Source organism: Giesbergeria sinuosa (assembly GCF_042652905.1).
Lineage (GTDB): Bacteria > Pseudomonadota > Gammaproteobacteria > Burkholderiales > Burkholderiaceae_C > Simplicispira > Simplicispira sinuosa.
The window spans coordinates 155,861-181,921 of record NZ_JBHSHJ010000002.1 but is presented as its reverse complement, the minus strand read 5'-3'; the positions used below and the strand labels follow the sequence as shown (position 1 = coordinate 181,921).

Here is a 26,061-nt window from a genome sequence, read left to right as displayed (position 1 = left end):
GCAGCATTCCATGAAAAAAATAGATGTTTTTATCATTTTCAACACTCTGCTTTTCTTGTTTCTGTGCATTTTTAGGTATTACGCCAGATTTATAGAATACCGGGGCAGCGCACATGTTGAAGAGTTTTTTATTTATGCCATCTTTATATTAATCGGCATCGTTGCTTTGTGGTGGGTATTTCGCAATTACGAATTCAATTCTTTACTTTTATTGTTGGTTCAATGCGGTATTTTGATGCACTTTAGCGGTGCCTTTATTCAAATAGAAGGCAGCAGATTGTATGACGCCTATATTTTTAACATACGCTACGACAAATACGTTCATTTTATCAATGCTTTTTCTATCAGCATTTTAATTAGCAGGCTATTTCATATACAACACATTGCACTAACGCGGGTTAATCGCATATTTGTAGTATTGGTAGTCATGGGGCTAGGTGCATTGGTAGAAATTGTTGAATATTTAGTTGTTTTGACTGTACCCCATCATGGAGTTGGTGGCTATGACAATAACATGCAAGATTTGATTGCCAATTTTCTCGGCTCATGCAGTTTTGCTTTTCTTCATTCTTTGGCACACAAGCATCGATCCAACAAGGCAACGCCTTATATAATCATCACACCCACCACCATTCAATCCGATTAAAAATCCAACAATTTTATAAATATATCCCTCACATTCCCCTGAACGAGGACATGAGGGATATATTTATTTTATAGCCAACATCAGCACAATATTCACGAGAATTCTTTTTCCTCAATACCAAAACATTGGATGTTAACGTTCCAACTTGTAAAAATCCCGAATCATGGCCCAGGCTTCGGCAGCATCATCGGTCATGTGAAATAATTTAAGATCATGGGCCGATATAGTTCCTTCTTCCATAAGAAACTCCCAATTGATCAACCGCTTCCAGTAGTTGCTACCAAACAATATAATTGGCACGGGTTTGGCCTTCTTGGTTTGCACCAAAGTGAGCACTTCAAACAACTCGTCTAGCGTACCAAACCCCCCCGGGAACGCCACTAAGGCCTTCGCCCGAATCATAAAGTGCATTTTGCGCAATGCAAAATAGTGAAACTTAAAACTCAATGATGGCGAGATATAACGGTTGCCTCCTTGCTCATGGGGTAAGGCAATACTCAATCCCACATTGGGCGCTCCGGCATCGTGGGCACCCCGGTTAGCTGCCTCCATGATGCCGGGGCCACCTCCAGTGCAAATATACAATCTATTTTCTGGTTTTTGGGTTTTGCTATGTTCAGCCACCAACCTGCCAAATTTTCGGGCTTGGGCATAATATTCAGCATTGCGCACAGCCCGCTCTGCTTCTGCAATATGATGGCTATTTCCTTTTGCCTTGGCTTGGTTGAGTTGTTTGGCAGCCTGTTTGGGTGAAACAAATCGGGCGCTACCATACACAACCACGGTATTATCAATACCTTGCTCGGTCTGGCCTAGGTCGGGTTTGAGCATTTCCAATTGGAAGCGAATACCACGGGTTTCACGCCGAAACATGAATTCTGGGTCCGCAAAAGCCATGCGGTGGGCATCGGCATGTAAAGGATTGCCTTGGTGGGCATCGGTGTGCAGTTCAGCCCAAGCATCGGCCAGGCGGCGTTGGTTCAGTCGGGTATTGGTGTCCATGGTGTCCAAAAAAGAGAGGCCAAAACTTGAGACCGGGGTGGAATCAGGTGCGCAACCCCAGCCACAGCGACGTAGTCTGCAAGCCTGCGGCAGTCATGAGCAAAGACCCCAACAGATGCAGCGCGCTCCAGCCTAACGCGGTTAGATAACGCTGTTGTTGCAACAGCCCCACCACTTCCACAGAAAAACTCGAAAAAGTGGTCAATGCACCCAAAAATCCTGTGATCAAAGCCAAGCGCCAAACCGGATCGAGCTGTGGCATCACTTGAAAGACGCCTACCAGCACACCGATCAAGTACCCCCCCACCAAATTGGCTGCCAGCGTGCCCCAAGGCAAAATGGCATCGGTACTGAGCCAAAGGCCCAAACGCCAGCGGGCCAGCGCCCCCAGACTGGCTCCGCAGCAGATACTCACTATGTGTATAGGCGTCATCAAACAAGGTGTCTCAGGATTTACTGGGGCGCGAAGGGGTGATGCGGCTCAGGGTGGGGGGAATGTCTTTGCGCCTGGCCTGCCGGGCACGAAACAGCCCTGCCCGCATCAAAAAGATGGTGGTGATAGGTACCGTAATCGCCAAAAAAATGGCAATCAACAAGATATGCAATGCCAATTGTCCTGAACGCAGTGAAAAATACAGCCCAGCACCGCCCACAATGCACCAACAACCCAAGGTAGAAATCATGGCTGGGGCATGCACCCGTTCAAAAAAACTGGGCAAACGCAGTAAACCTGTAGAACCCAACAACGCGATGGCAGCACCACACAACAGCAGTGCAGCAATGGCTATTTCTGCCCACAGGGGCAACAACACGGTGGTACTCACTCAATCACCTCGCCCCGCAACAAAAACTTGGCCATCGCCGTAGAACTGACAAACCCGAGCAAGGCCACCAACAAAGCGGCCTCAAAGTAGTGTGGGCTGTCGTAGCGTAAGCCCAGCACCAACATTGCCAACATGCCATTGAGGTACATGCAGTCCAGTGCCAACACCCGGTCTTGGGCTGTGGGGCCAATCAACACACGTACCAAGGTGCAGGCCATGGCCAGCACCAATATCAGCAGGGCCAGAGGAACTGCCCACGACAGAATTGGCGTGGTGGTCATGATTCAAAAATCTCCATCAAGGGGCGTTCGTACTGTTGCTTGATATGTGCGGCAATGGCCTCGGCATCGTCCAACTCGAGCACATGCAACAGCAATACGCTCCGGTCTAGCGCCAGTTCGGCCCAAGCAGTGCCAGGTGTAATACACACAATCATGGCCAATACGGCCAAGGCATTGGGGTCGCGGACATCCAGAGGCACATAGACAAAACCTGCCGGATGGCGTCTACGGCTGGGCCACAACAAAAATCGCATCACGGTGATGTTGGATTGGATGGAGTCCAGCGCAACTCTGCACAACAAACGCCCCATCGCGCCGGGCCTGCGCACTTGCACAGGCAATGGACGCAGCCCCTGCGTGAGCAGTGGAATGAACAGCGCCAGCAACGAGGCCATCAGCAGATGGCCTGCACTCAGACTGCGGTTGAGCAATAACCACAGTAGCAGCAAAGCCAGTGACAGCAGAGGCATGGGCAACAGGTTTTTCATGGCCCATCCTCCAAGGGTTGCTGCTTTTCAGGGGACATATAGACGGGCGATGGTGTGGGCACCGCTGACATCACGGCCCGTATATAGGTACCGGGCGAGTGCAGAGCATCGGCAGTGGCCTGGGTGTAACGCAACACAGGCTCCGCCACCACCGACAGCAGCACGCAAGTCAGCAACAATCCGGCAATCGGCAACCCCTCTGCCCAGCGCAATTGGGGGGGCGGGCGGTCATGCGCAGCCCAAAAATGCCGGATCCCCACCCGTGTCAAGGCAATCAGGGCCAGCAGTCCGGAGGCAATCAGCAGCGCCAAAAAACTCCAGCCATACCAGCCTGGCTGATGCCCTGCTGATGCCCCCATACCCAAGGGGTTGAGTACCGCTGTGAGCATGGCAAACTTGCCAACAAAGCTAGCCAATGGTGGTAGTCCGGCCACCATCAAGGTGCAGCCCAAAAAAGATATGCCCATAAAGGCTGCTGCCGCAGGAATGACCCGACCCACCAACACTTCCTCATCGTCATCAAGGTTCATGCCTGCAGCGGGCACCAGCTCGGCATCAAGAAAGGGAGCCTCATCGGCCAAGGGTTCGTAGGGCATGGTGCCGCTGCCTTCGGTGCGCCAGCGGTCAATGAGGTCACTTAGCAAAAACAGGGCACTGACCGCTAATGTGGAACCAGGCAAGTAGTAGAGCAGGCTGCCAGTGAGCAAGTTGTGACCAAAACCCATGGCTGCCAGCAAGGTGCCTGAAGACAGCACCGCAGCATAACCCGCCAAATGACCCAAACGTTGTGAGCCAAGCATACCAATAGCACCAAAGGCCATGGTCAACAGACCACCACTGAGCAGCCACAGGCTACCAAACCAAGCCGATGCACCAGACTCCGTGCCAAACAACAGCGTCCACAGGCGCAGCAAGGCATAAATGCCTACTTTGGTCATGAGGGCAAACAAGGCACCCACTGGAGCAGTGGCCGCACTGTAGGCGGGCACCAACCAGAAGTTCAGCGGCCAAGCCGCTGCCTTGATCAAGAAAGCCGTGGCCAGTATGGCCGCAGCTGCATGAAGCAACCCCCGGTCGTTGGGGGCAACCGCAGGCATACTGCGAGCCAAATCGGCCATGTTGAGGGTGCCAGTGATGCCGTAGAGCATGGACACCCCAATCAAAAAGAGTGCGGAGGCCGCCAGATTGATGGCAATGTAATGCAGGCCCGACTGCACCCGCGCCCGACCCGAACCATGCAAGAGCAAACCATAAGAGGCTGCCAGCATGATTTCGAAAAAGACAAAGAGGTTGAACAGGTCTGCGGTCAGAAAGGCACCACTCAAACCCATCAACTGGAACTGAAAGAGTGGGTGGTAATGCACACCCGCACGGTGCCAGCGGGCACTGGCAAACAGCACGGAGGCCAACGCCACAGTGCTGGTGAGCACAAGCATGAGCGCCGCAAGCCTATCGAGTGCCAACACAATGCCAAAGGGCGCAGGCCAGTTGCCTGGCAGGTACACGCCCAGACTGGTAGGCAACCCCTGCTGGTTGCTCCAAAACAGCAGTACCAGCGCAATCAACAAACCAAGTGCGGTCGACAACAGATTGAGTGTGACCTTGAGGCGCTGCTGCTCTTCACGCAATATCAGCATCAGTGCGGCAGTGACCAATGGCAAGGCAATGGGTGCCAACATCAGGTGGGGCATAGTAGCCTGCGCCAGCGATAGCAGCAGGGCTTGCATCAAGTGTTCTCCTCTGGATGCTGACCAGGATCACGGCCATCCACATGGTCATTGCCTGCCAGTCCGCGTGAGGCCAGCAACACCACCAAGAACAATGCAGTCATGGCAAAACCAATGACGATGGCGGTCAATACCAGTGCCTGTGGCAAAGGGTCGGCATAGTGTGCCAAGTCTTGGGCCACCCCTGAGCGCAGCACTGGCTCCATTCCGGTGGACAGTCCGAGTCGCCCCATACTGAAGATGAAAAGATTGACGGCATACGACAGCAGTGACAGCCCCATAATCACCTGAAAAGTACGTGGACGCAGCAACAGCCAAACGCCTGAGCCAGTCAATACGCCAATGGCCAATGCCAAGGTCATTTCCATCAATGCTCTCCTGACTGCTGGGCAGCTTCTTCTGCAATTCGGGCGTGGAAACGATGGCCGCGCACCGACTGGTGGGCAATAGAAGTCAAAATCACCAAAGTGGCTCCAACCACCAACGTGAAAACGCCCAAATCAAAAAACAGGGCGCTGGCAAGGTGTAATTCACCCAACAACGGCCAATGCACATGGACGCTGTGGGTGGTCAAGAACGGGTAGCCCCAATACAGTGCCCCCAGCCCGGTAGCCAGCGCAAACAGCAAGCCAGTAGCCATCCAGCGCCGAGGCGTCAAGGGCATATGGGCTTCTACCCACTGGGTGCCAGACACAATATATTGCAGTAGCAAACCCACGGAGAACACCAGACCGGCAACAAAACCACCACCTGGCTCATTGTGGCCCCGCATAAACAGGTGTACCGCCACCACAATGGTGAACGGCAGCAGCAGTCGCACCAGCACCGCAGGCACCATCAAGTAGCCGACAGCAGTGTCGGTGGCTTGTCGTGGATTGATCAGATCGGTATGCAAATCCGCTGGCAGCGCACGTTGCTGTACGGGCAAATCCATGGTTTCGGGGGCAGGCCGGAAACGCCGCAACAGGGCATAGACCGTGAGTGCAACGATACACAGCACCACGATCTCACCAAAGGTATCAAACCCCCGAAAATCCACCAGCATCACATTGACTACGTTGCTACCACCACCGCCAATGAGGGCATTTTCTAGAAAAAAGGTGGACGTGCTTTCTGGGAAAGGCCGACTGAGCATAGCCAACGCCAAGGCTGCCATGCCCACCCCAGCGGCCAACGCGATCAATAGATCACGTAAGCGCCGTCCTTGGGTGCGCAGGCGTGCTGTGCTAGCAGGCGGAATGTCTTGCTCACGCCGAGGTAACCAGCGCAGCCCCAGCAGAATCAACACGGTAGTCACAATTTCCACCATCAATTGTGTCAGGGCCAAATCGGGTGCAGAAAACCACAGAAAGGTGATGCTGGTACACAGCCCAGCCCCCCCCATAAGCGTCAAGGCTGCCATACGATGGTATTTGGCCTGCCATGCAGCGCCCACTGCACAGGCCATGCCCGCCACCCAGAGCCCGACAAAAGCCAATGACACTGGCATGGTCGAGCGGTTACCAATGTGCAACCCACGGCTCCACAATGGCACCGTGGCTACCAGCAAAGTCATGAGACAAAGCCAAAACATTTGCCATTGCAACCGATGGGTACTCCATAAACGCCGCCCTTGGCGCCCCATCAGGGACAGTTGGGCCAACAGATGTTCAAACATACGTTTGGCATCCACGCCCTGCAACCCTGGAGGGGCTTCCAGTGTGGTGCGAGCACGCCGCCAGCGCAACACCCCATACAGCAAGGTGCCGCCCAGCAAAGCCACCAGACTCATGACAAATGGCGTGTTGAACCCATGCCAAACCGCCAAACTGAATGCTGGCAAAACCCCACCGACCACAGGCAGTGCTGCCGCCTGAAGATATTGGCCCACGGCCCATGCAGGCAATACGCCCACCACCAGACAGGCACAGACCAACAACTCCACTGGTACCCGCATCCAATGGGGCGGTTCATGGGGTTGTCGGGGCAAATCAGTAGCCGGTGGCCCCCAAAACACATCCACCGTAAAGCGCAATGAGTAAGCCACGCTGAAAATCCCAGCCACAGTGGCAGCTATGGGCAAAAAGTAGTTGATCAGTGTGCTGCCATCGATAAACACCGTTTCGGCGAAAAACATCTCTTTGGACAAAAACCCATTGAGCAAAGGCACGCCAGCCATTGCTGCGGCAGCCACAGTAGCCAGCGTAGCTGTCACAGGCATCATGGTGCGTAGCCCAGACAGGCGCTGAATGTCACGCGTGCCACTCTCATGGTCAACAATGCCGACCGCCATAAACAATGAGGCCTTGAAGGTGGCATGATTCAAAATATGAAACACGGCCGCCACGGCTGCCAATGGGCTGTTGAGGCCCAAGAGCAACGTAATCAACCCCAAGTGCGAGATGGTCGAATAGGCCAGCAAGCCCTTGAGGTCGTTTTGGAACATGGCCACATAAGCCCCCAGCAGCAGGGTACAGGCTCCAGCGCCACCGACCAACCAAAACCATTCTTCAGTGCCACTGAGTACCGGCCACAACCGCGCTAGCAAAAACACCCCTGCTTTGACCATCGTGGCCGAATGCAAATAGGCAGACACGGGCGTGGGCGCTGCCATAGCGTGGGGGAGCCAAAAATGGAAAGGAAACTGCGCGCTTTTGCTCAAAGCCCCCAGCAAAATCAGCACCAGTGCTGTCAGGTAAAGTGGGTGGTCACGCACCAACTGGCCTGCTACCAAAACATGATCCAAATCGTAACTGCCGACGATATGGCCCAGCACCAACATGCCAGCCAACATGCACAAGCCACCGCTACCGGTGACTGTGAGCGCCATACGGGCACCACGCCGAGCGTCTTTGCGGTGGTGCCAGTAGCCAATCAATAAAAAAGAGAACAGGCTGGTCAGCTCCCAAAACAACGCCAATTGGATGAGGTTACCCGACAGCACCACCCCCGTCATAGCCCCCATGAAGGCCAAGAAAAAGGCAAAGAAACGCGGCACTGGATCGGCAGGCGACATGTAGTAGCGTGCATACAGCACCACCAATGCGCCAATGCCCAGCACCAACATGCAGAACATCCAGGCAAAGCCATCTAGGCGCAACACCAAATTGAGCCCCAGCGAAGGCAGCCACGCTATTTCTTCACGCACCACTCCACCTTGGGCAATCTGTGGGAAATACAGTGCCGTTTGTATGCAGCAAAACACAGCCACAGCCCCCGCTAGAGTGGACTCGGTGTTGCGTGCATTAGAAGGCAGCACAGCGGCCAGTGCGCTGGCCAAAAATGGGAGAAATATCAGGAGAATCAATGACATGCGCTAAACATTCTACGGGGTAGCTGTGACACCCTATCCTTGCGTTGTGAAAGGAAATAGACATGTCTGGCGCAGAAGAAATCCGTTCCACCGACCTAAAAACCATCTTGCATTCCAAACGGGCCAATCTTTACTACCTAGAGCACTGCCGCGTATTGGTCAACGGTGGTCGGGTGGAATATGTGACAGACGCGGGCCAGCGCAGCCTGTACTGGAACATCCCCATCGCCAACACCACCAGTATTTTGTTGGGCACTGGCACTTCCATCACCCAAGCGGCCATGCGTGAACTGGCCAAGGCAGGCGTGTTGGTAGGGTTTTGTGGCGGTGGCGGCACACCTTTGTTCACAGCCAATGAAGTAGATGTGGAAGTGGCCTGGCTGTTACCCCAAAGTGAATACCGCCCCACCCAGTACCTGCAATCTTGGGTACAGTTCTGGTTTGATGATGATTTGCGCTTGGCCGCTGCCAAGCAATTGCAACTGTTGCGGCTAGAGCGTTTGCTACACGCATGGGATGCCCGTGCGCTGCGTGAGGCAGGCTTCGCGGCAGATACCCAGCACTTGCAAAAGCTAGCGCAACAGTTTCGACAGCTCATCACCCATGCCCCCGATGTCACGGCCTTGCTTACTGACGAGGCACGTCTGACCAAAGCCCTGTTTAAGTTGGCCGTAGAAGCCACCGGCTATGGCGACTTTACCCGCGCCAAACGCGGCACAGGCACCGACCCAGCCAACCGTTTTTTAGACCACGGCAATTATTTGGCCTATGGTTTAGGTGCCACGGCCACTTGGGTGCTGGGGTTGCCACATGGTTTAGCGGTATTGCATGGCAAAACGCGCCGGGGCGGCTTGGTTTTTGATGCCGCCGACTTGGTGAAGGACGCAGTGATTTTGCCGCAAGCCTTCCTCTCGGCCATGCGGGGTGACGATGAGCAAACTTTCCGTCGCCATTGCATCGAAGCCCTGACCCGCACCGAAGCGTTGGACTTCATCATCGAATCGCTCCAGCAGATTGCCACCGACACCGCACGACTGGCCCAGCCAACCGCAACCTCAACCAGTACGGCGGGAGACACGCCATGAATGTGCTGTTTATTTCACAATGCAGCAAGCGGGCCTTGACCGAAACCCGGCGCATCCTAGACCAGTTTGCCGAACGCCGGGGCGATAGAACGTGGCAAACACCCATCACCCAAGCCGGTTTAGACACTGTGCGCAAACTGCTGCGCCAAACTGCCCGCAAAAATACCGCTGTGGCCTGCCACTGGATACATGGCAAAGACCACAGTGAGCTGCTCTGGGTGGTGGGCGATGGCCGCCAGTTCAATCCCGAAGGTGCCGTGCCTACCAACACCACCGCCCACGATGTATTGCGGGCTGCCGATGAAAACACTTGGCATCATTTGCCATTCATCACGGCCTTGAGTGCCTTGGCTGCGTTGCTGCATGACTTGGGCAAAGCGACCCAAGCGTTTCAGCAACGACTACGGCAACCCACCCTGCGCGAACGCAATCTGTATCGGCATGAATGGGTCTCGGTGCGGCTGTTTCAGGCTTTTGTGGGCAACGATGACGATACAGGCTGGCTGCAACGCTTGGCCGCTGGTGGCGATGCGGCGGTCGATGCCTCAGCCTTTGAAGCCCTGTGGCTAGACCACCAAAACGGGCGCTTGTTGCGCGATACGCTGGACACAGCGGCACTGCTACAGCAGAACAATCCATTTGCCAGCCTGCCACCGTTGGCGCAAGCTGTAGCATGGCTGGTGCTTACCCACCACCGCCTGCCTTGTCTGCCCATTAAAAAAGCAGACGGTAGCAGTGACGAGGACATCGACCAGCCGCAATACCCATACCGCCGGTTTGGGGCACACCCTCGCTCGGTAAACCAGCGCGACCTGCAAGCCCTGTTGCAGCGTATCAATGCCGACTGGAACGAACCGCACGAAACGGGTAACAACGGCAGCAACGATGCCACCGTGCGCGCACATTGGACTTTTCCGCATGGCTTGCCAGTCGTCACACTGCCTTGGCGCAAGCAAGCCGCACGTTATGCCCAAAAATTACTGGCGCTGTCGCAACAGCCCGGCCAGATACAGGTGTTCGCAGATCCCTTTGCCATGCACCTGTCGCGTCTGTGCCTGATGCTGGCCGACCACCACTATTCCAGCATCGAAGACACAGAGCGCCGCCAGCCCTATTTGCAACCCGGCTATCCGCTGTATGCCAACACCCGCCAAAAACCAAAGCCACCGGGTGCGTCCATTTTTAACCAAACACTGGATGAGCACTTGCTGGGCGTGCAAGCCCATGCCACGCTGGTAGCGCATTCTCTGCCCTCGTTGGTACGCAGTTTGCCTAGCCTACAAAACCACCGAGGCCTGAAAAAACGCAGTGCCGAGGCGCGTTTTCAATGGCAGGACAAAGCCGCCGACATGGCTGCCAGCGTGCGCCAGCGCAGTGGGGCCCACGGGGCTTTCATTGTCAATATGGCCTCTACCGGCTGCGGCAAAACTTTGGGCAATGCCCGCATCATGAATGCACTGGCCGATCCGCAGCAAGGCCTGCGCTGTGCCTTTGCTATGGGTTTACGCACCCTGACTTTACAAACCGGGCGCGTGTTTCAGCACGACTTGGGCTTAAGCGATGAACAATTAGCCATCCAAGTGGGGGGCGCTGCCAACCGTGCCCTGTTTGAACACTATGAGACCCAAGCCGAAGCCAGCGGCTCGGCCTCTAGCCAAGCCCTGCTGGATGAAGGCGGACAGGTTTTGTTTGAGGGCCATAAACACCACCCCCTGCTGGAGCGCCTGAGCCACGATGCCCAAGTGCGCTCCTTGATTGCCGCACCCTTGCTGGTGTGTACCGTCGACCACCTGACCCCGGCCACCGAAAGCCTGCGCGGAGGCCGCCAGATTGCCCCCATGTTGCGCCTCATGACGGGCGATTTGGTGCTGGACGAGCCCGACGATTTCGACATGGCCGACTTGCCCGCCCTGTCGCGCTTGGTGCATTGGGCTGGGCTGCTGGGGGCGCGGGTGTTGTTGTCCTCGGCTACCTTGCCACCGGCACTGGTGGAAGGGCTCTTTTTAGCTTACCAAGCCGGGCGCAGCGTGTTTCAACAGCACCGCAGCGAACGCCCCACCGAATCCCCCCAGATATGCTGTTTGTGGATAGATGAATTTCAACAAACCGCCTTGGATTGTCCAGACCGTGGGGCTTTTCAGGTTGCCCATCACAAATATGTGCAACAACGCAGCGCCCAATTAGCTAAAGCCGAAATACGCCGCCGCGCCCAGATTGCACCCTTGCCCACCCACTGGCAAGAAAAGAGCATGGACAAGGCATTGCGCCGCACCGAGTTAGCCCGCTTGGTGCTGCAATCTGCATGGCAGTTGCACCAACAGCCACACAACCACAGCCTAGATGCCACCAGCGGCAAGCGTATCAGCGTGGGATTGATTCGTATGCCGAATATCGAGCCGCTGGTGGAAGTGGCATCGGCCATGTACCAACAGGGCATGACAGTGGCCGGGGTACGGGTGCATTTGTGCGTGTATCACTCCCAATTTCCCTTGCTGATGCGCTCTGGCATAGAGCGCCAACTCGATACCCTGCTCAACCGCCGTACAGCTGCTGGCAGCCCTGACCCCATTTTGCAGCGGCCTGCTGTTCGGGCATTGGTGGACGCCTATCCAGAAAAAGACCAACTGTTGATTGTGCTGGGCAGCCCCGTGACCGAAGTGGGCCGCGATCATGACTATGACTGGGCAGTGGTCGAGCCATCCTCTATGCGTTCCTTTATCCAACTGGCAGGCCGGGTACGTCGCCATCGTAGCGGTGCGGTGGATGGGCCAAACATCCTGCTATTGGATAGCAATTTGCGCGCTTATGAACAACCAGGCCAAGCTGCATTTTGCAAACCGGGGTTTGAGATGCAAGCAGTCCAGGTAAAAACGGATGTAGCGTATTACTTTCATTTGCAATCGCACCGTTTGCAAGACTTACTACCAGCGGCACTCCAAGGGCCAATGGCTTGGCCGATAGATGCCCGCCCGCGCATTGCTGCCGCCGACAAATTACAACCCAGAACCAATTTGGTGGACTTAGAACACGCCCGTATGCGCGAGGCCATGTTGCCCAACAGCACCACTGCTGTCACCAGCATAGAGCGTGCTGCCAGTCTGCATTGGGCCAGCAGTGAAAAGCTATGGCTCACCGGGGTGCTGCCACAGTATCAACGTTTTCGTTACGACCCTGTGCCACAGACAGAAGTGGTGTTTTTACCCGACGAGGATGACGAGCATCTCACTTTGCACCGCGTGGCCGATGGCCCTCGGCGTGGCGACAAGTTATATCCCCGTGCAGAAAACCTATTGCAGCGTACGCACTTGCCAATGCAAGGCAGCATCACACCGTGGATTCGGGTGGATCTGCTAGAAGAACTGCGTGGCCTAGCCCAAGACCAAGATGGGGCGCTCCAAAAATGTGCGCAGCACTACGCCACCGCCACCTTGCCAGACAACACACAGGGCTGGTGCTGGCATGAATTGCTGGGGTTTACGGCAGCCAAGTAAATGGCTTGGCTTGTGCTGCCTGTGCGGCAGAAAACAGAATAAGAACGTTCCTAAGCATCATTTTCTAAGCTACTTACACAGTAGAAAAATTGTGTTGCATTGTAACTTAAGATTCTAAGTATCATGGATTAAATTAAGCTGGCATCCTACACCCACCGAGGAACCAATATGCCCCTCACTGAACAGCGCCTGCTTTGGCATGAAGCCATTGCAGCCTTCATTCAAGAACGGCTGGATGCCAAGCTGGAAAAGCTCAAGGACGATGATCCCAAGCGTATCGAGCTGCTAGAGAAATACCAATACGGTACATGGATTGAAAATGCGGCGCACCGTGTCTCACAACTTCAGGCTGTCACCCACTCCATCAAAGGTATCCACTCTGATGCAAAGGGTACCAGTCTCTATGTGCATCCTGATAAATTGTCATCGCTGGATGTATTAGGCAGCCATGTCCTAGGTCAGTCCTTTGTCAATGATGTCGTTGGCAACGCTGCTGCCTTGGATGTTTACAAATTTTTGAAATTAGAAGTCAATGGGTGCAGCCTGCTTGCCGCTCTGCTGGCCCAAGATGAGGGCGCTACGCAAGCGCTGCATCATGATCCGGTGCAGGCTAAAACTTTGCGTGATGCCTTTGTCGGGTTGATGCAACCACGCGCCGCAGGCCCCAGCTCACACCCCTTAGCTAAACAGTTGTACTGGCTTACTGGTAGCAATCCATGTGTGGATAGCCACTATGGGTTACTGGCTCCGCTGTTTCCCACGTCCTTGGTGCATATGGTCTATGCAGAAATCCAAGAGCACCGCTTTGGTGAAGCCAACAAAATTGCCCGACAAGCCTACCACCATCAGCAAGCACATGATGGAGTTTTTCACGATTATCCGAGACTGGCAGTGCAAAAGATAGGCGGTACCAATCAGCAGAATGTCGGAAAATTAAATGTTGATCGTAACGGCACCAATTACCTCTTAGCCTCACTGCCCCCCACATGGCAAGCCAGTGCCTCCCGCCCGCCAGTGCATAGCCATTCCATCTTTGAGCGCCTATTTCCAGCCCGGCCCGAGGTACGCAAAACGCTGCGCCAGTTACGTCAATTTCTGGAATCTGACCCACCCCCCAATCTGGATACCCGCCAGCGCCGCGAAGCCTATATCGATACCCTGTTGGATGAGCTGGTATCCCTGGCTGGCGAGCTACTGCAAACCATGCCAGTAGGCTGGACTAGCCCCAGCATAGACACCGAAGGCCGTTTCGACAATCTGGCGCGCGCAGAACAACTTTGGCTCGACCCTCTGCGCGCCGAACTCCCGCCCGAAGCCGAGTTTGCCCAAGAATGGTTACAAATGGATTGGCCGGCCCAAGTCGGTAAACACTTTGCCAATTGGCTCAATCATGAACTCCAACACCGATTGCCCGTAGGCGATGCCGAAGCCCGGCAATGGCAAAAACTCTTGCTCACGGATGAGGATGGTTTCAAGCAACAACTGCGTGAGCAACGCGAGCGGCTGGATGCGCCGCATTACATACCCATTCGCCCCCACCACGCCACCCCGACAGCAGAACGCGGAGCACTGCCATGAGTACTGCTGAGCAGCCACAAGCCATTTTGGTGTTCCCACACCTGCGCGTACAGAACGCCAACGCCATTTCCAGCCCGCTCACGCATGGTTTTCCAGCCATTACCGCCTTCACCGGCCTGATGTGGGCACTAGAGCGCCAACTGGCCCAAGCCCATATCCCATTGCATTTGCACGGCGTAGGGGTGATTTGCCACCAACACCAAGAGCAAGTAGCCCCCGGTTTTGTCCATACCTTTCACCTGACCCGCAACCCGATAGACAAAGACGGCAGCACCGCCGCCATTGTGGAAGAAGGCCGCATCCATGTAGAGATAACTTTGGTATTTAGCGTCTCTGAAAGCATCCCTGCCACCGCAGTGCCCACTTTGGTGCAGGGCAGCGAAGAAGCCATGCAGCAATGGGCCGATGCCGCAGGACAAGTGCTATCACAGATGCGCATCGCTGGCGGCAGCATACTGCCAGCGCGTGCTACACCCGGCCAACGGTTGCGCCCTTGGTTGGCCGTACTGCCCGACGATGCGACCCAACAAGCAGCGCAATGGCGACGCTGGCGGCGACAATGGTTGCCCGGTTTCGCCTTGGTAGCCCGAGACGACCTGTTGGCCCAGCGTTTAAAAGACCTACAAGCCCAAGATCCACAAGCCACCTTGCTGGATGCTTGGTTACACGCCAGTCGCTTTAACTACCAGCCCACAGCACCCACCCCCACAGAAGACCCGGGCACTCCAGCCCCAGAAGATCATGCAGCCCCTCAAAAGAGAGTGACATGGGAAGACCCTTGCCGCGGCCCTGGCAAGGGTTGGATTGTGCCGATTCCGGTAGGTTACACGGCTTTATCTGAGGCACATCCCGCAGGCAGTGTCGGTCATGCCCGTGATACCCGCATACCCGTGCGCTTTGTCGAGGCCATTTACTCTTTGGGCCAATGGGTCAGTCCACACCGACTAAACCATCTGGGACAACTGCTGTGGCACACCGAAACCCAGCAAGCCCAAGGCTTATACCGCTGCCGCAATGGCTATATGGCTGTTAGTCCCCCAGACACTGACCACAGTGACGACGATTACTTTCCTTATTAAGCCTCCCGCATTCCCTGTGCCCTCCCGCTTCTCCATCGTTTTTTAAAAGGATTTCACCATGTCGAAAAAACTGGAAACCGCCTCCGTCTTGGCCTTCGAGCGTAAATTAGACCCTTCGGATGCCGTATTTCATGCAGGCTGCTGGGAACAACGCGACACAGCTGCACCTTGGGCACCCGTCAAGGTACGGACTAAATCGGTACGTGGCACCATCTCTAACCGCCTCAAAGCCAAAGACCAAGACCCAGCCAAACTCGATGCTGCCATCGAAAACCCGAACCTGCAAACCGTGGATGTGGCCGCCTTACCTGCCGATGCGGACACCCTGAAAGTGCAATTTACCCTGCGGGTTTTAGCTGGTGCTGGCAAACCATCAGCCTGCAATAATGCCGACTACCAAGCTAAATTGGCCCAAACCATTCAAGGTTATGTAGAGCAGTATGGTTTTACGGTATTAGCGCAGCGTTATGCCGCCAACTTAGCGAATGGCCGCTTCTTGTGGCGTAACCGTGTGGGTGCAGAAAGCGTGCAAGTGCAAGTCAGCCAGCTGAAAAACGGCAAAGCTGAAACCACATGGACTTTTGATGCACTGTCATACCATTTACGCTCGGCCCATACCGAAGATGATGTAGTGCAATCTTTAGCGGCTTTGATGGCCGATGGCTTGGCCGGAGTATCCCATGTACTGCTACAAATCACTGCCTTTGTGCGCATGGGGGCCGGGCAAGAAGTTTTTCCATCGCAAGAATTGATTTTAGACAAGGATAAGACGAAGAAAAGCAAAACCCTGTACCAAGTAGGCGAAAAAGGCCATGAAATTGCCGCCATTCACTCGCAAAAAATTGGCAATGCCATCCGCACTATTGATGATTGGTACGAAGGTGCTGAAGAGTTAGGCCCAATTGCTGTAGAACCCTATGGCTCTGTAACCACACAGGGTAAAGCCTATCGCCAACCTAAACAAAAACAGGATTTTTATACCCTATTAGACAATTGGTTGCTGAATGATAAAACCCCGACCGAAGAGCAACAACATTTTTTGATGGCCGTGCTGATTCGCGGTGGTGTTTTTGGTGATGCCAGCTAATTTAGCCTAAGCCATGACTACACATTACATTGACATTCGGTTACTACCCGACCCAGAGTTTAGCCCTGCCCATCTTTGGCGGGCCTTGTATGCCAAACTGCATCGGGCCTTGGTACAACAAGCCATTTCATCTGTTGGGGTCAGTTTTCCGCAGTACCAGTTGCGCTCCCAAAGTCTAGGGCAAGTGCTGCGTTTGCACGGTCACGCAACCCCTTTAGAGCAATTTATGGCTACTGATTGGCTCAAAGGGATGTATGACCATGTGGACATCACGCCTGTCGGCTTGGTTCCTTCGCAAGCCCAACACCGCATCGTGCAGCGTCGGCAATTCAAGACCAGCGCCGAACGGTTACGCCGCCGCCGAATGCAGCGCAAAGGCGAAACCGCCGAGCAAGCCGCTATAGCCATTCCGTCGCATGTAGAACGCAATCCTAGGTTGCCCTATGTGCAACTGCGTAGCAACAGCAGCGGCCAATCGTTTTATCTTTGGATTGAGCTCGGCCCTTTACACGAAACCCCTGTTCCGGGCAGCTTCAACACCTACGGCCTAGGCCAAGCGGATAGAGGAGCCAGCATCCCTTGGTTTTGACCCTTTTTTGCGCTCCTCCATCAACTCCATACAAATCAATAAGTTACATTGGAGTGCTAAAAAAGGGGTTGATAGAGGGTTATGCTAGGATGTTCTTTAAAAACTGAGACTTACACTGGGATTTTTCCAGTTTTCTGCCGCACAGGCAGCTTAGAAAAGAGGCAGTAATTCCGCATTGCTTGACGGATTGTTTTCTGCCGCACAGGCAGCTTAGAAAATGCAGTAATCGAAGACCTGGGGGGCTGGCCGGTTTTCTGCCGCACAGGCAGCTTAGAAATTCTCCACGGCCTTGGATGCGTCCTTGCGGGCGTTTTCTGCCGCACAGGCAGCTTAGAAACTCGTAGACCTTCCCCCATGCCAGCAGCGCGCGGTTTTCTGCCGCACAGGCAGCTTAGAAACCATGCGTTTTTCACCCCCACCCTCCGGGTGTGTTTTCTGCCGCACAGGCAGCTTAGAAAGCCCAGCTTTTGCCGCAATGCAAAGCCGGTGAGTTTTCTGCCGCACAGGCAGCTTAGAAATGTAAAAAAACCAACAGCCGCCACGCCTACGGGTTTTCTGCCGCACAGGCAGCTTAGAAAGATTTTTCTGCTCGGTTTGCCATTGGACTGGCGTTTTCTGCCGCACAGGCAGCTTAGAAAGAAGAAATCACCAGCTGGGCGGTTTCCAAGGTGTTTTCTGCCGCACAGGCAGCTTAGAAAACAGCACCCAACACCTGAATCATGAACAGCCCGTTTTCTGCCGCACAGGCAGCTTAGAAATTTTTGAAGTCACCGGATTCCAAGATTCCGAGGTTTTCTGCCGCACAGGCAGCTTAGAAAGAGGCGATGGCAATCCAGCTGGTGTTGCTGTTGTTTTCTGCCGCACAGGCAGCTTAGAAAGATGCTGCGCTATCGCAGTGCGGCCTTCTTCGGTTTTCTGCCGCACAGGCAGCTTAGAAAGGGCCAAACGGCGCTCAGGACTACCGGATGGATGTTTTCTGCCGCACAGGCAGCTTAGAAAGTGGCAAACGAGCCAGAACATAATCTTCAGTAGTTTTCTGCCGCACAGGCAGCTTAGAAAGTAGATTATGCTGTTACTGTTGCAATGTAAGCGTTTTCTGCCGCACAGGCAGCTTAGAAAAAAAGCGCGAACAACATTCCAATGAGTTTCACGTTTTCTGCCGCACAGGCAGCTTAGAAATCGCTCAGGCAGCGAGATAGAACCAACAGCAGGTTTTCTGCCGCACAGGCAGCTTAGAAATCAAGGAGCGAAAAATGGCGAAAAATCAATGGGTTTTCTGCCGCACAGGCAGCTTAGAAAAAAAGCGCGAACAACATTCCAATGAGTTTCACGTTTTCTGCCGCACAGGCAGCTTAGAAAGTGGCAAACGAGCCAGAACATAATCTTCAGTAGTTTTCTGCCGCACAGGCAGCTTAGAAATTTATTAGAAACTTTAGATGGGTCAGTCTGCATGTTTTCTGCCGCACAGGCAGCTTAGAAATATTCAGGCTGTTAAGGCCGGTTTATGGGCTAGTTTTCTGCCGCACAGGCAGCTTAGAAAGTAGTGCAGCATCTAACGCTTGTTTGCTGATGCGTTTTCTGCCGCACAGGCAGCTTAGAAAAGCAACTACCAAGTGCGAATCGCGCTCGGTCAGTTTTCTGCCGCACAGGCAGCTTAGAAAGGGGACGGGGCGATAGGCGTCGCTGCGATAGCGTTTTCTGCCGCACAGGCAGCTTAGAAAATCAGGCCTTCAGCAAACTTTTGAGCGAGCTGGTTTTCTGCCGCACAGGCAGCTTAGAAATCTGTGCTGTTCTCTCCTAGATTACGGTTTTTGTGTTTTCTGCCGCACAGGCAGCTTAGAAAACATAGGCTTGCCGGGTGCGGTGTCAGGGCGGGTTTTCTGCCGCACAGGCAGCTTAGAAATGAGTAGCACCGATAGCCGATGACGGTATTGAGTTTTCTGCCGCACAGGCAGCTTAGAAAATCAGCTCCTTCAGAAGCGCCCAAACCGCATCGTTTTCTGCCGCACAGGCAGCTTAGAAATTGGTGTGGCTGCCAGTCAATATCAACTTGACGTTTTCTGCCGCACAGGCAGCTTAGAAAGAGCTGGCTTTTTCCTGATAGATGACCTCAACGTTTTCTGCCGCACAGGCAGCTTAGAAAATTGCGTGGGCTGTGAGCGCCTTGCTCACCTGCGTTTTCTGCCGCACAGGCAGCTTAGAAAACGTCACGGACGTTGTGATCATTAAAGTATTTGTTTTCTGCCGCACAGGCAGCTTAGAAAATTTACTGTTATCCCTGCAAATGACGTGCTGCGTTTTCTGCCGCACAGGCAGCTTAGAAAAGCGATGGGGCTTTGTTGCATCCGTAATTTTTGTTTTCTGCCGCACAGGCAGCTTAGAAAGCTGCTTGTTGTGATATAGCGGAACCTAGCGAGTTTTCTGCCGCACAGGCAGCTTAGAAAAGACGGTTTCACCATCACAGCGCACAAACAGAGTTTTCTGCCGCACAGGCAGCTTAGAAAAACCCATAGAGAGCAATGGCGTTGACGAATTTGTTTTCTGCCGCACAGGCAGCTTAGAAACATAATGCCGTCTAATAACCGATACCCAGGAGTTTTCTGCCGCACAGGCAGCTTAGAAAATGAGGGGCGGCAGCCCAGATGAAACCCTATCGTTTTCTGCCGCACAGGCAGCTTAGAAACCATGTTTCGCCCGTCTCTGGGTTGCGGTACATTGTTTTCTACCGCACAGGCAGCTTAGAAATGATTGGTCTGCGCTGGGGTGCAACTCTACCCGTTTTCTGCCGCACAGGCAGCTTAGAAATTTTTACCAAAAGCTTCTTTTGGATATGACCAGTTTTCTGCCGCACAGGCAGCTTAGAAATGCTGCGTATAACACTTGCAGAGCTTAGACGTGTTTTCTGCCGCACAGGCAGCTTAGAAAAGATCACGGCGCTTGCCCAATGCAATAACACCGTTTTCTGCCGCACAGGCAGCTTAGAAAAACAATGACGCTTATCATAACAAATGCCTAACACGTTTTCTGCCGCACAGGCAGCTTAGAAAATGCCGCTTGGCGCTTGGCTACTCCATCCCTCGTTTTCTGCCGCACAGGCAGCTTAGAAACAGAATAGCATCACAGCCCAAGATAGCTCTGCGTTTTCTGCCGCACAGGCAGCTTAGAAAATATTAAATCATTCCTTTGACGTTCATGTCGAGTTTTCTGCCGCACAGGCAGCTTAGAAACTACAGTGGGCCACGGCACCACCCAATACCCCGGTTTTCTGCCGCACAGGCAGCTTAGAAAAGCTTCTGTCATGCCTGACTCTAGCGCGTCAATGTTTTCTGCCGCACAGGCAGCTTAGAAAACGGGAACGAGAGGCCTTTCATGCGGCTGCCGGTTTTCTGCCGCACAGGCAGCTTAGAAAGGGAGCGTCATCGAGAGCGTTGATCGCATTCTGTTTTCTGCCGCACAGGCAGCTTAGAAAATCAATGGTCTAACCGGGGCCGTGCTGTCGCCAGTTTTCTGCCGCACAGGCAGCTTAGAAAAGAATGCGAGCAATGTCAGTCGAGTATCAAGCGTTTTCTGCCGCACAGGCAGCTTAGAAATCATAACTCGCCTCGCACGCTACTCCACGGATGTTTTCTGCCGCACAGGCAGCTTAGAAATTGTCAATCTCTTGAGATGCGGCGATTTGGTATGTTTTCTGCCGCACAGGCAGCTTAGAAACATTTCAGCTATTAACGCGCAAGCATCTGCCATGTTTTCTGCCGCACAGGCAGCTTAGAAAATATCGCGTGGAACGTAGTTGGTGCCAACAGCGTTTTCTGCCGCACAGGCAGCTTAGAAAGCGACGGGAGCCAGCTGCCATTTGATGCCAAGGTTTTCTGCCGCACAGGCAGCTTAGAAAGGTCACGGCGCCATAGCCAGTGGCATCGAATGGTTTTCTGCCGCACAGGCAGCTTAGAAACCTGATGTTCATCCTTCATCGCGTGAGTACCCGTTTTCTGCCGCACAGGCAGCTTAGAAATCTAACAAAAAAATGCAAGATCAGCTGGGTACGTTTTCTGCCGCACAGGCAGCTTAGAAATGCTGTGCCCAGTGGCGCATTGTTTCGCGGCAGTTTTCTGCCGCACAGGCAGCTTAGAAATTCTTGACAGCAGCGCCAGCATTGAAAGTGATGTTTTCTGCCGCACAGGCAGCTTAGAAAAAGGCGTGCGATAGCGCCGTTCCACCGCTAGAGTTTTCTGCCGCACAGGCAGCTTAGAAATGAACGATAAACCCAATCTCGGTTTGACCATCGTTTTCTGCCGCACAGGCAGCTTAGAAATTACAAAAAACATTTACTACGGCTCCAAGTCAGTTTTCTGCCGCACAGGCAGCTTAGAAATCCTGCCGTTTTTGAAAATCAGCGTGAATAACGTTTTCTGCCGCACAGGCAGCTTAGAAAACCAGAACTAACACCAACAGCACCCGCCGGTTGTTTTCTGCCGCACAGGCAGCTTAGAAACGGAATAGTAACCTCTGGAATATTACAATAATGTTTTCTGCCGCACAGGCAGCTTAGAAATGAGCATCATCACTAATGCGATTTTTCTCAGAGTTTTCTGCCGCACAGGCAGCTTAGAAAGCCAAACGCACGGGAAAATACCGTGCTGGCTTTGTTTTCTGCCGCACAGGCAGCTTAGAAATTCGACGCGAATCATATCACGGCTTCTGGCATGTTTTCTGCCGCACAGGCAGCTTAGAAAACCTGCCGCTATTGGCGGTGAGTTTGCTTTGATGTTTTCTGCCGCACAGGCAGCTTAGAAACGTGGTGAATTGCGTTTATGGGGAGTCATTTAGTTTTCTGCCGCACAGGCAGCTTAGAAAGATGTTTTTATCTGAGTCAAAGCCCCCTGGAAGTTTTCTGCCGCACAGGCAGCTTAGAAAATGCGTAGGCGGTTGGATCAAACTCAGCCTCTGTTTTCTGCCGCACAGGCAGCTTAGAAATCAACAGCGTTAGTGACAATGTTGTTTTCAATGTTTTCTGCCGCACAGGCAGCTTAGAAAATCCTTGCTCACGTGCAAATTCAGCATCAGCCGTTTTCTGCCGCACAGGCAGCTTAGAAAAGCACCGAGCGAAGAAACGCTGTCAAATGTTTGTTTTCTGCCGCACAGGCAGCTTAGAAATTGCTGGCGTTGCGCCAAAACTGTTGCTTGCTGTTTTCTGCCGCACAGGCAGCTTAGAAAACTCGGACACCGCCAACGATTTTGGTTTCATTTGTTTTCTGCCGCACAGGCAGCTTAGAAACGTATGAGGCGGCACGTACCGCATTGGCACGCGTTTTCTGCCGCACAGGCAGCTTAGAAAGTTGGTGCGGAGGTTCATCGCGCAGAGACACAGTTTTCTGCCGCACAGGCAGCTTAGAAATTGTTGGAGTTCTTGTTCGCGTTGGCTGAAAAGTTTTCTGCCGCACAGGCAGCTTAGAAAAGCAGCGCGTTGTTGTGGCTGATACTGGCCCACGTTTTCTGCCGCACAGGCAGCTTAGAAATGGTGCCTTATCGCCCGCAGGCCAAGCGCCCTGTTTTCTGCCGCACAGGCAGCTTAGAAAAGGCACGCTCTCGCGACTCGCCTGCGCTGGCAGTTTTCTGCCGCACAGGCAGCTTAGAAAGTTCGGACACGATGGCCCGGAAATCCGCCGGTGTTTTCTGCCGCACAGGCAGCTTAGAAATTAGTTCGTCGCCGTGCCATAAGAGAACCCCTGTTTTCTGCCGCACAGGCAGCTTAGAAAAAAACAAACAGGGTTTTGGGCGTCATGCGGACGTTTTCTGCCGCACAGGCAGCTTAGAAAGTCAAGCAAAACACAACCACAGCCCGCGCCTTGTTTTCTGCCGCACAGGCAGCTTAGAAATTTCCGCAGGGCCGTAGGGGTTCTCTTATGGCGTTTTCTGCCGCACAGGCAGCTTAGAAAAGGGAAAGCTGTAGCCAATCCGCTACGTGATTGTTTTCTGCCGCACAGGCAGCTTAGAAAGCCATGAAACTCTTTACCGTATCCATCAACACGTTTTCTGCCGCACAGGCAGCTTAGAAAAGCTCATCCCGAAGCGCCTCGACCTTCACCGCGTTTTCTGCCGCACAGGCAGCTTAGAAATCACTAGCCGCTAGGCGCTCACGCAACTGGGCGTTTTCTGCCGCACAGGCAGCTTAGAAATTGTATGGTGATTCCTGCATTTTTTGCGGAATGTTTTCTGCCGCACCAACCGCGATGCCTCATCACTGACTTACGCCTCATCTCGACCGCAAGCCTGATTTTTATGGGTTGTGTTAGTCGCTCTAACCACCAAGTGTGGACGGACGGCATCTATCGAATCCGTACAGCGCACAACTTGCCCACTATCAGTAGTAAAGATTCCACCGATGGTGCAGAGCCACAACATTGTGACCCCTGCTAAATCTACTGAAACCTGCCTATTTTTTAGTCAAAAGTGGGATAAGCATTCCTTATCGAGGAGAAAATTGGGGTAGCCATGCCTAACTGGCCAGAAGCAGGCAGTCTCCAAAGAAAAACAACACAGCGCGCTGCCACAAGCCTGATCGTACATGGGGCCAATTTGGCAAAAAATTGCCATCTGATCTTGGTGCAGCTATATCTGCACTTGAGATCAATCGGGGAGCTTCACCTGAATCACAGCATGCGAAATGCTGACATACAGCATGGAATCACGAATTGCAATGCCTGCGGGACGGTTAATGCTCCCTGGTAGATCACCTGCGACAAATCCCCGATGCCCCATCTGTCCCACTATGGTGCTCACCTGACCGTCAGGTTTAATCTTGCGAATCACGCTATTTGCTGGATCCGATACATACACGTTGCCTTTTTTATCCACTGCAAGACTGGCAGTCTTTAGCTCCTCTGGCCAATCCACCGAAAACAGTGCGTTGGTTCCAGAGCCATCTGCATAGCCAGGAGGAGCGTTGGGGTTACCTGCCAAAGTGCTAACGAGTCCAGATGGCGTGATTTTTCGAATGGTTGGGCCTAATCTCTCAAAATAATTAAGACTGTCGACCACATAGAGGTTACCTGCTGTATCGGTAGTCATATTGCCCAACCAAGAAAATAAAGCGGTTTCACCTTGACCATCCCTGTGCCCCCACGTCCCTTCTCTGCCTGCGAACAGTGTCGGTATTCCTTGGGTATCTATTTTGAAGATGACACCCTGGTATGTAGACGCATAGACGTTACCTAAAATGTCTGCAGCAATACCGGTGACTGGGTTGTTGACTGATACATCAAGCAAAGGGTTTATATCTGCTAAAACTACAACTTCACAGTTGCTCATCTTCAGGATGCGTGAATCGATATAGGTGTAAAGGTTGCCAGCTCCATCGGTGGCCAAAGCCGATCCGGGAATCCCGAAAATTCCACTTGAAAGCATTTCCTTGCCTAGGCCTGTGAGCGAAACACAATGCCCTCCGGGCTGCCCCAAGGTGCCTACTTGACCATCCGCTTGTACCGTACGGATGGTCTGGTTGCCTTTATCGCGCACATATAGTGCCCCGGAAGGATCAAATGCTAGTGCGGAGGGATTATGAAAGCGAGCTAGATTGCCTTGCCCATCTTTCAAGCCTTTGGGATGGACAGGCCCTGCAACCACAGCGTATGTACCCTGACGTGTGTAGTTGCGCAACTGGACTCCCTCGCGCGTGTCGTAATTACCTTCGGCCACCAAGAACTGGCCATCGGCTCCAGCTACCATACTGATAGCCTGACATAAATCATCGTTGCTCAAACCGCTGTAGTTGTGACAATCGGAGGGGGCGCTGATTAGAGTCGTAACGCTTCCATCCCTGCCAACATGACGAATACCAAGCCGAAGATAACGTATGGAAGGGGGGCCTAACATTAGGGAGTAGTTCACCTCTTTATCCAACACGAACAGGCGATCTGCCGAGTCAAATGTGATAGCCACAATTGTGTTCCCGAGCTGTCCATCGGTGCCGGATACTACAGTGGGTTGGCCGTTCACAGCATACTTCAGGATTAGGCCAGAATCTGCAACATAGAGCGTACCAGCAGAATCAATGGCTAAAATTGGGTTTTTCCCTCTGGTTTGGCTAGCGATTGTACTAACTACACCATCGGTAGTGATCTTGCGGATTCGACCTGTTTCGTTTTTACCAGAGAGATTGGCTTCAGACACATAGATAATTCCGGCCTTATCTACGGCAATGCTGCTGGGGTTACATAGAATAGCCGTACTACCCATACCATCTTGGTTGGCACATACCCCTGGCTGACCAGCCAAGGTAGTCACCGCTCCTGTAGCACTTATTTTACGTACCAGGTGATTTGCAGTATCTGCCACATAGGTGTTTCCTGCTACATCTACGGCAACTCCAGTGGGGCGATAAAACCGTGCCTCAAGGCGATTACCATCCGAATAGCTGGATAAGGCGCCAGAAACGGCACCCGAAGGCACCAAGCCCCCAGCCAATGTACTAATTTGATCATAGTTAGCACTGAGCTTACGTATCAGGTTATTGTTAGTGTCAGCAATAACTACTTCCCCCGAACTGGTCAAGGCCATCCCAGCCACTCTAGTGCTGAGACTGGCAGTCGTACTGGTCAGTCCATCCTGATTGCCCTCACCGAGGGTATAACCCGCTAACAGTGACAAATTGGCAGAAGAAACTGGTGGTTGTAGTTCTGTTGAACTCTTCGAATCTCCCCCACAAGCGGTGAGCATGGGAACAATCAACGTGGTAATCAGGCTGATGTATTGAAGAGGCTTATTTATTTTATAAATTTTCATGGATAAATCTTTTATAGAATCCGAATTTATTGGTCTATGAAACACTTTACACGTTTAGATTGGCTAACACAACTTGTGTTGGGAGGCCGCCAAGCGTTATGCTTTAGTCAC

At 53.2% G+C, this 26,061-nt stretch carries 16 protein-coding genes and 1 CRISPR repeat array; of the genes, 7 read left to right on the top strand and 9 right to left on the bottom strand.

What is annotated here, in order from left to right:
- The first annotated feature begins 10 nt into the window (after positions 1–10).
- Positions 11–646 carry a DUF2238 domain-containing protein gene (locus ACFO6X_RS03465; protein WP_382430091.1) on the top strand — a complete coding sequence of 212 codons (636 nt, stop codon included), beginning with the start codon at positions 11–13 and terminating at the stop codon, positions 644–646.
- Positions 647–778: 132 nt separating this feature from the next.
- Here the strand turns inward: ACFO6X_RS03465 and ACFO6X_RS03460 are convergent, their stop codons facing one another.
- Genes ACFO6X_RS03460 through ACFO6X_RS03425 form a run of 8 tightly spaced genes read right to left on the bottom strand, consistent with a single transcriptional unit; the run spans position 779 to position 8,260 of the window.
- A complete protein-coding gene (locus ACFO6X_RS03460; protein WP_382430089.1) occupies positions 779–1,648 on the bottom strand; it encodes an LOG family protein in 870 nt (289 codons plus the stop codon).
- Positions 1,649–1,691: 43 nt separating this feature from the next.
- Complete coding sequence (gene crcB, locus ACFO6X_RS03455) at positions 1,692–2,081, bottom strand: fluoride efflux transporter CrcB (RefSeq protein WP_382430087.1); 390 nt, start codon at positions 2,079–2,081, stop codon at positions 1,692–1,694.
- A gap of 13 nt (positions 2,082–2,094) precedes the next feature.
- Complete coding sequence (gene mnhG / locus ACFO6X_RS03450) at positions 2,095–2,472, bottom strand: monovalent cation/H(+) antiporter subunit G (RefSeq protein WP_382430085.1); 378 nt, start codon at positions 2,470–2,472, stop codon at positions 2,095–2,097.
- A complete protein-coding gene (locus ACFO6X_RS03445) occupies positions 2,469–2,753 on the bottom strand; it encodes a K+/H+ antiporter subunit F (RefSeq protein ID WP_382430083.1) in 285 nt (94 codons plus the stop codon). Before ACFO6X_RS03445 ends, mnhG begins: the two co-directional genes overlap by 4 nt.
- On the bottom strand, positions 2,750–3,241 hold the full coding sequence (locus ACFO6X_RS03440) for a Na+/H+ antiporter subunit E (RefSeq protein ID WP_382430081.1): 492 nt from the start codon (positions 3,239–3,241) through the stop codon (positions 2,750–2,752). Before ACFO6X_RS03440 ends, ACFO6X_RS03445 begins: the two co-directional genes overlap by 4 nt.
- Entirely contained in the window at positions 3,238–4,968 is a 1,731-nt protein-coding gene (locus ACFO6X_RS03435) for a monovalent cation/H+ antiporter subunit D (protein WP_382430079.1), read from the bottom strand. Before ACFO6X_RS03435 ends, ACFO6X_RS03440 begins: the two co-directional genes overlap by 4 nt.
- Positions 4,968–5,336 (bottom strand): Na+/H+ antiporter subunit C, encoded by a 369-nt coding sequence (locus ACFO6X_RS03430; RefSeq protein ID WP_382430077.1) that lies wholly within the window; start codon positions 5,334–5,336, stop codon positions 4,968–4,970. The genes ACFO6X_RS03435 and ACFO6X_RS03430 overlap by 1 nt, the downstream gene beginning before the upstream one ends.
- A complete protein-coding gene (locus tag ACFO6X_RS03425; protein WP_382430075.1) occupies positions 5,336–8,260 on the bottom strand; it encodes a monovalent cation/H+ antiporter subunit A in 2,925 nt (974 codons plus the stop codon). Before ACFO6X_RS03425 ends, ACFO6X_RS03430 begins: the two co-directional genes overlap by 1 nt.
- A gap of 62 nt (positions 8,261–8,322) precedes the next feature.
- Here ACFO6X_RS03425 and cas1f point away from each other — a divergent pair, with 62 nt between their 5' ends.
- From cas1f to cas6f, 6 genes are all read left to right on the top strand, one after another.
- Positions 8,323–9,345, top strand: coding sequence for a type I-F CRISPR-associated endonuclease Cas1f (cas1f, locus tag ACFO6X_RS03420; RefSeq protein ID WP_382430073.1), 1,023 nt, complete (start codon positions 8,323–8,325; stop codon positions 9,343–9,345).
- Positions 9,342–12,836 carry a type I-F CRISPR-associated helicase Cas3f gene (gene cas3f / locus ACFO6X_RS03415; RefSeq protein WP_382430071.1) on the top strand — a complete coding sequence of 1,165 codons (3,495 nt, stop codon included), beginning with the start codon at positions 9,342–9,344 and terminating at the stop codon, positions 12,834–12,836. Before cas1f ends, cas3f begins: the two co-directional genes overlap by 4 nt.
- 168 nt (positions 12,837–13,004) lie before the next feature.
- The gene (gene csy1 / locus ACFO6X_RS03410; protein WP_382430069.1) at positions 13,005–14,414 is read left to right on the top strand and encodes a type I-F CRISPR-associated protein Csy1; all 1,410 of its coding nucleotides are present in this window, start codon (positions 13,005–13,007) and stop codon (positions 14,412–14,414) included.
- Positions 14,411–15,493 (top strand): type I-F CRISPR-associated protein Csy2, encoded by a 1,083-nt coding sequence (gene csy2 / locus ACFO6X_RS03405; RefSeq protein WP_382430067.1) that lies wholly within the window; start codon positions 14,411–14,413, stop codon positions 15,491–15,493. Before csy1 ends, csy2 begins: the two co-directional genes overlap by 4 nt.
- A gap of 58 nt (positions 15,494–15,551) precedes the next feature.
- Complete coding sequence (csy3, locus tag ACFO6X_RS03400) at positions 15,552–16,580, top strand: type I-F CRISPR-associated protein Csy3 (RefSeq protein WP_382430065.1); 1,029 nt, start codon at positions 15,552–15,554, stop codon at positions 16,578–16,580.
- Between the two features lie 13 nt (positions 16,581–16,593).
- Complete coding sequence (cas6f, locus tag ACFO6X_RS03395; RefSeq protein ID WP_382430063.1) at positions 16,594–17,169, top strand: type I-F CRISPR-associated endoribonuclease Cas6/Csy4; 576 nt, start codon at positions 16,594–16,596, stop codon at positions 17,167–17,169.
- Between the two features lie 129 nt (positions 17,170–17,298).
- A CRISPR array of direct repeats spans positions 17,299–23,345; the repeat unit is 28 nt; unit sequence GTTTTCTGCCGCACAGGCAGCTTAGAAA.
- 451 nt (positions 23,346–23,796) lie between these two features.
- Here cas6f and ACFO6X_RS03390 read toward each other — a convergent pair.
- Positions 23,797–25,950, bottom strand: coding sequence for an NHL repeat-containing protein (locus ACFO6X_RS03390; protein WP_382430061.1), 2,154 nt, complete (start codon positions 25,948–25,950; stop codon positions 23,797–23,799).
- Positions 25,951–26,061: the final 111 nt, after the last annotated feature.

What these genes read in the sequence shown, in the direction of transcription:
- ACFO6X_RS03465 (WP_382430091.1), top strand. Translation starts at nt 11, where the DNA reads ATGAAAAAAATAGATGTTTTTATCATTTTCAACACTCTGCTTTTCTTG.
- cas3f (WP_382430071.1), top strand. Translation starts at nt 9,342, where the DNA reads ATGAATGTGCTGTTTATTTCACAATGCAGCAAGCGGGCCTTGACCGAA.
- ACFO6X_RS03440 (WP_382430081.1), bottom strand. Translation starts at nt 3,241, where the DNA reads ATGAAAAACCTGTTGCCCATGCCTCTGCTGTCACTGGCTTTGCTGCTA.
- csy3 (WP_382430065.1), top strand. Translation starts at nt 15,552, where the DNA reads ATGTCGAAAAAACTGGAAACCGCCTCCGTCTTGGCCTTCGAGCGTAAA.
- ACFO6X_RS03390 (WP_382430061.1), bottom strand. Translation starts at nt 25,950, where the DNA reads ATGAAAATTTATAAAATAAATAAGCCTCTTCAATACATCAGCCTGATT.
- csy2 (WP_382430067.1), top strand. Translation starts at nt 14,411, where the DNA reads ATGAGTACTGCTGAGCAGCCACAAGCCATTTTGGTGTTCCCACACCTG.
- crcB (WP_382430087.1), bottom strand. Translation starts at nt 2,081, where the DNA reads ATGACGCCTATACACATAGTGAGTATCTGCTGCGGAGCCAGTCTGGGG.
- ACFO6X_RS03435 (WP_382430079.1), bottom strand. Translation starts at nt 4,968, where the DNA reads ATGCAAGCCCTGCTGCTATCGCTGGCGCAGGCTACTATGCCCCACCTG.
- csy1 (WP_382430069.1), top strand. Translation starts at nt 13,005, where the DNA reads ATGCCCCTCACTGAACAGCGCCTGCTTTGGCATGAAGCCATTGCAGCC.
- ACFO6X_RS03445 (WP_382430083.1), bottom strand. Translation starts at nt 2,753, where the DNA reads ATGACCACCACGCCAATTCTGTCGTGGGCAGTTCCTCTGGCCCTGCTG.
- cas1f (WP_382430073.1), top strand. Translation starts at nt 8,323, where the DNA reads ATGTCTGGCGCAGAAGAAATCCGTTCCACCGACCTAAAAACCATCTTG.
- cas6f (WP_382430063.1), top strand. Translation starts at nt 16,594, where the DNA reads ATGACTACACATTACATTGACATTCGGTTACTACCCGACCCAGAGTTT.
- ACFO6X_RS03425 (WP_382430075.1), bottom strand. Translation starts at nt 8,260, where the DNA reads ATGTCATTGATTCTCCTGATATTTCTCCCATTTTTGGCCAGCGCACTG.
- ACFO6X_RS03460 (WP_382430089.1), bottom strand. Translation starts at nt 1,648, where the DNA reads ATGGACACCAATACCCGACTGAACCAACGCCGCCTGGCCGATGCTTGG.
- ACFO6X_RS03430 (WP_382430077.1), bottom strand. Translation starts at nt 5,336, where the DNA reads ATGGAAATGACCTTGGCATTGGCCATTGGCGTATTGACTGGCTCAGGC.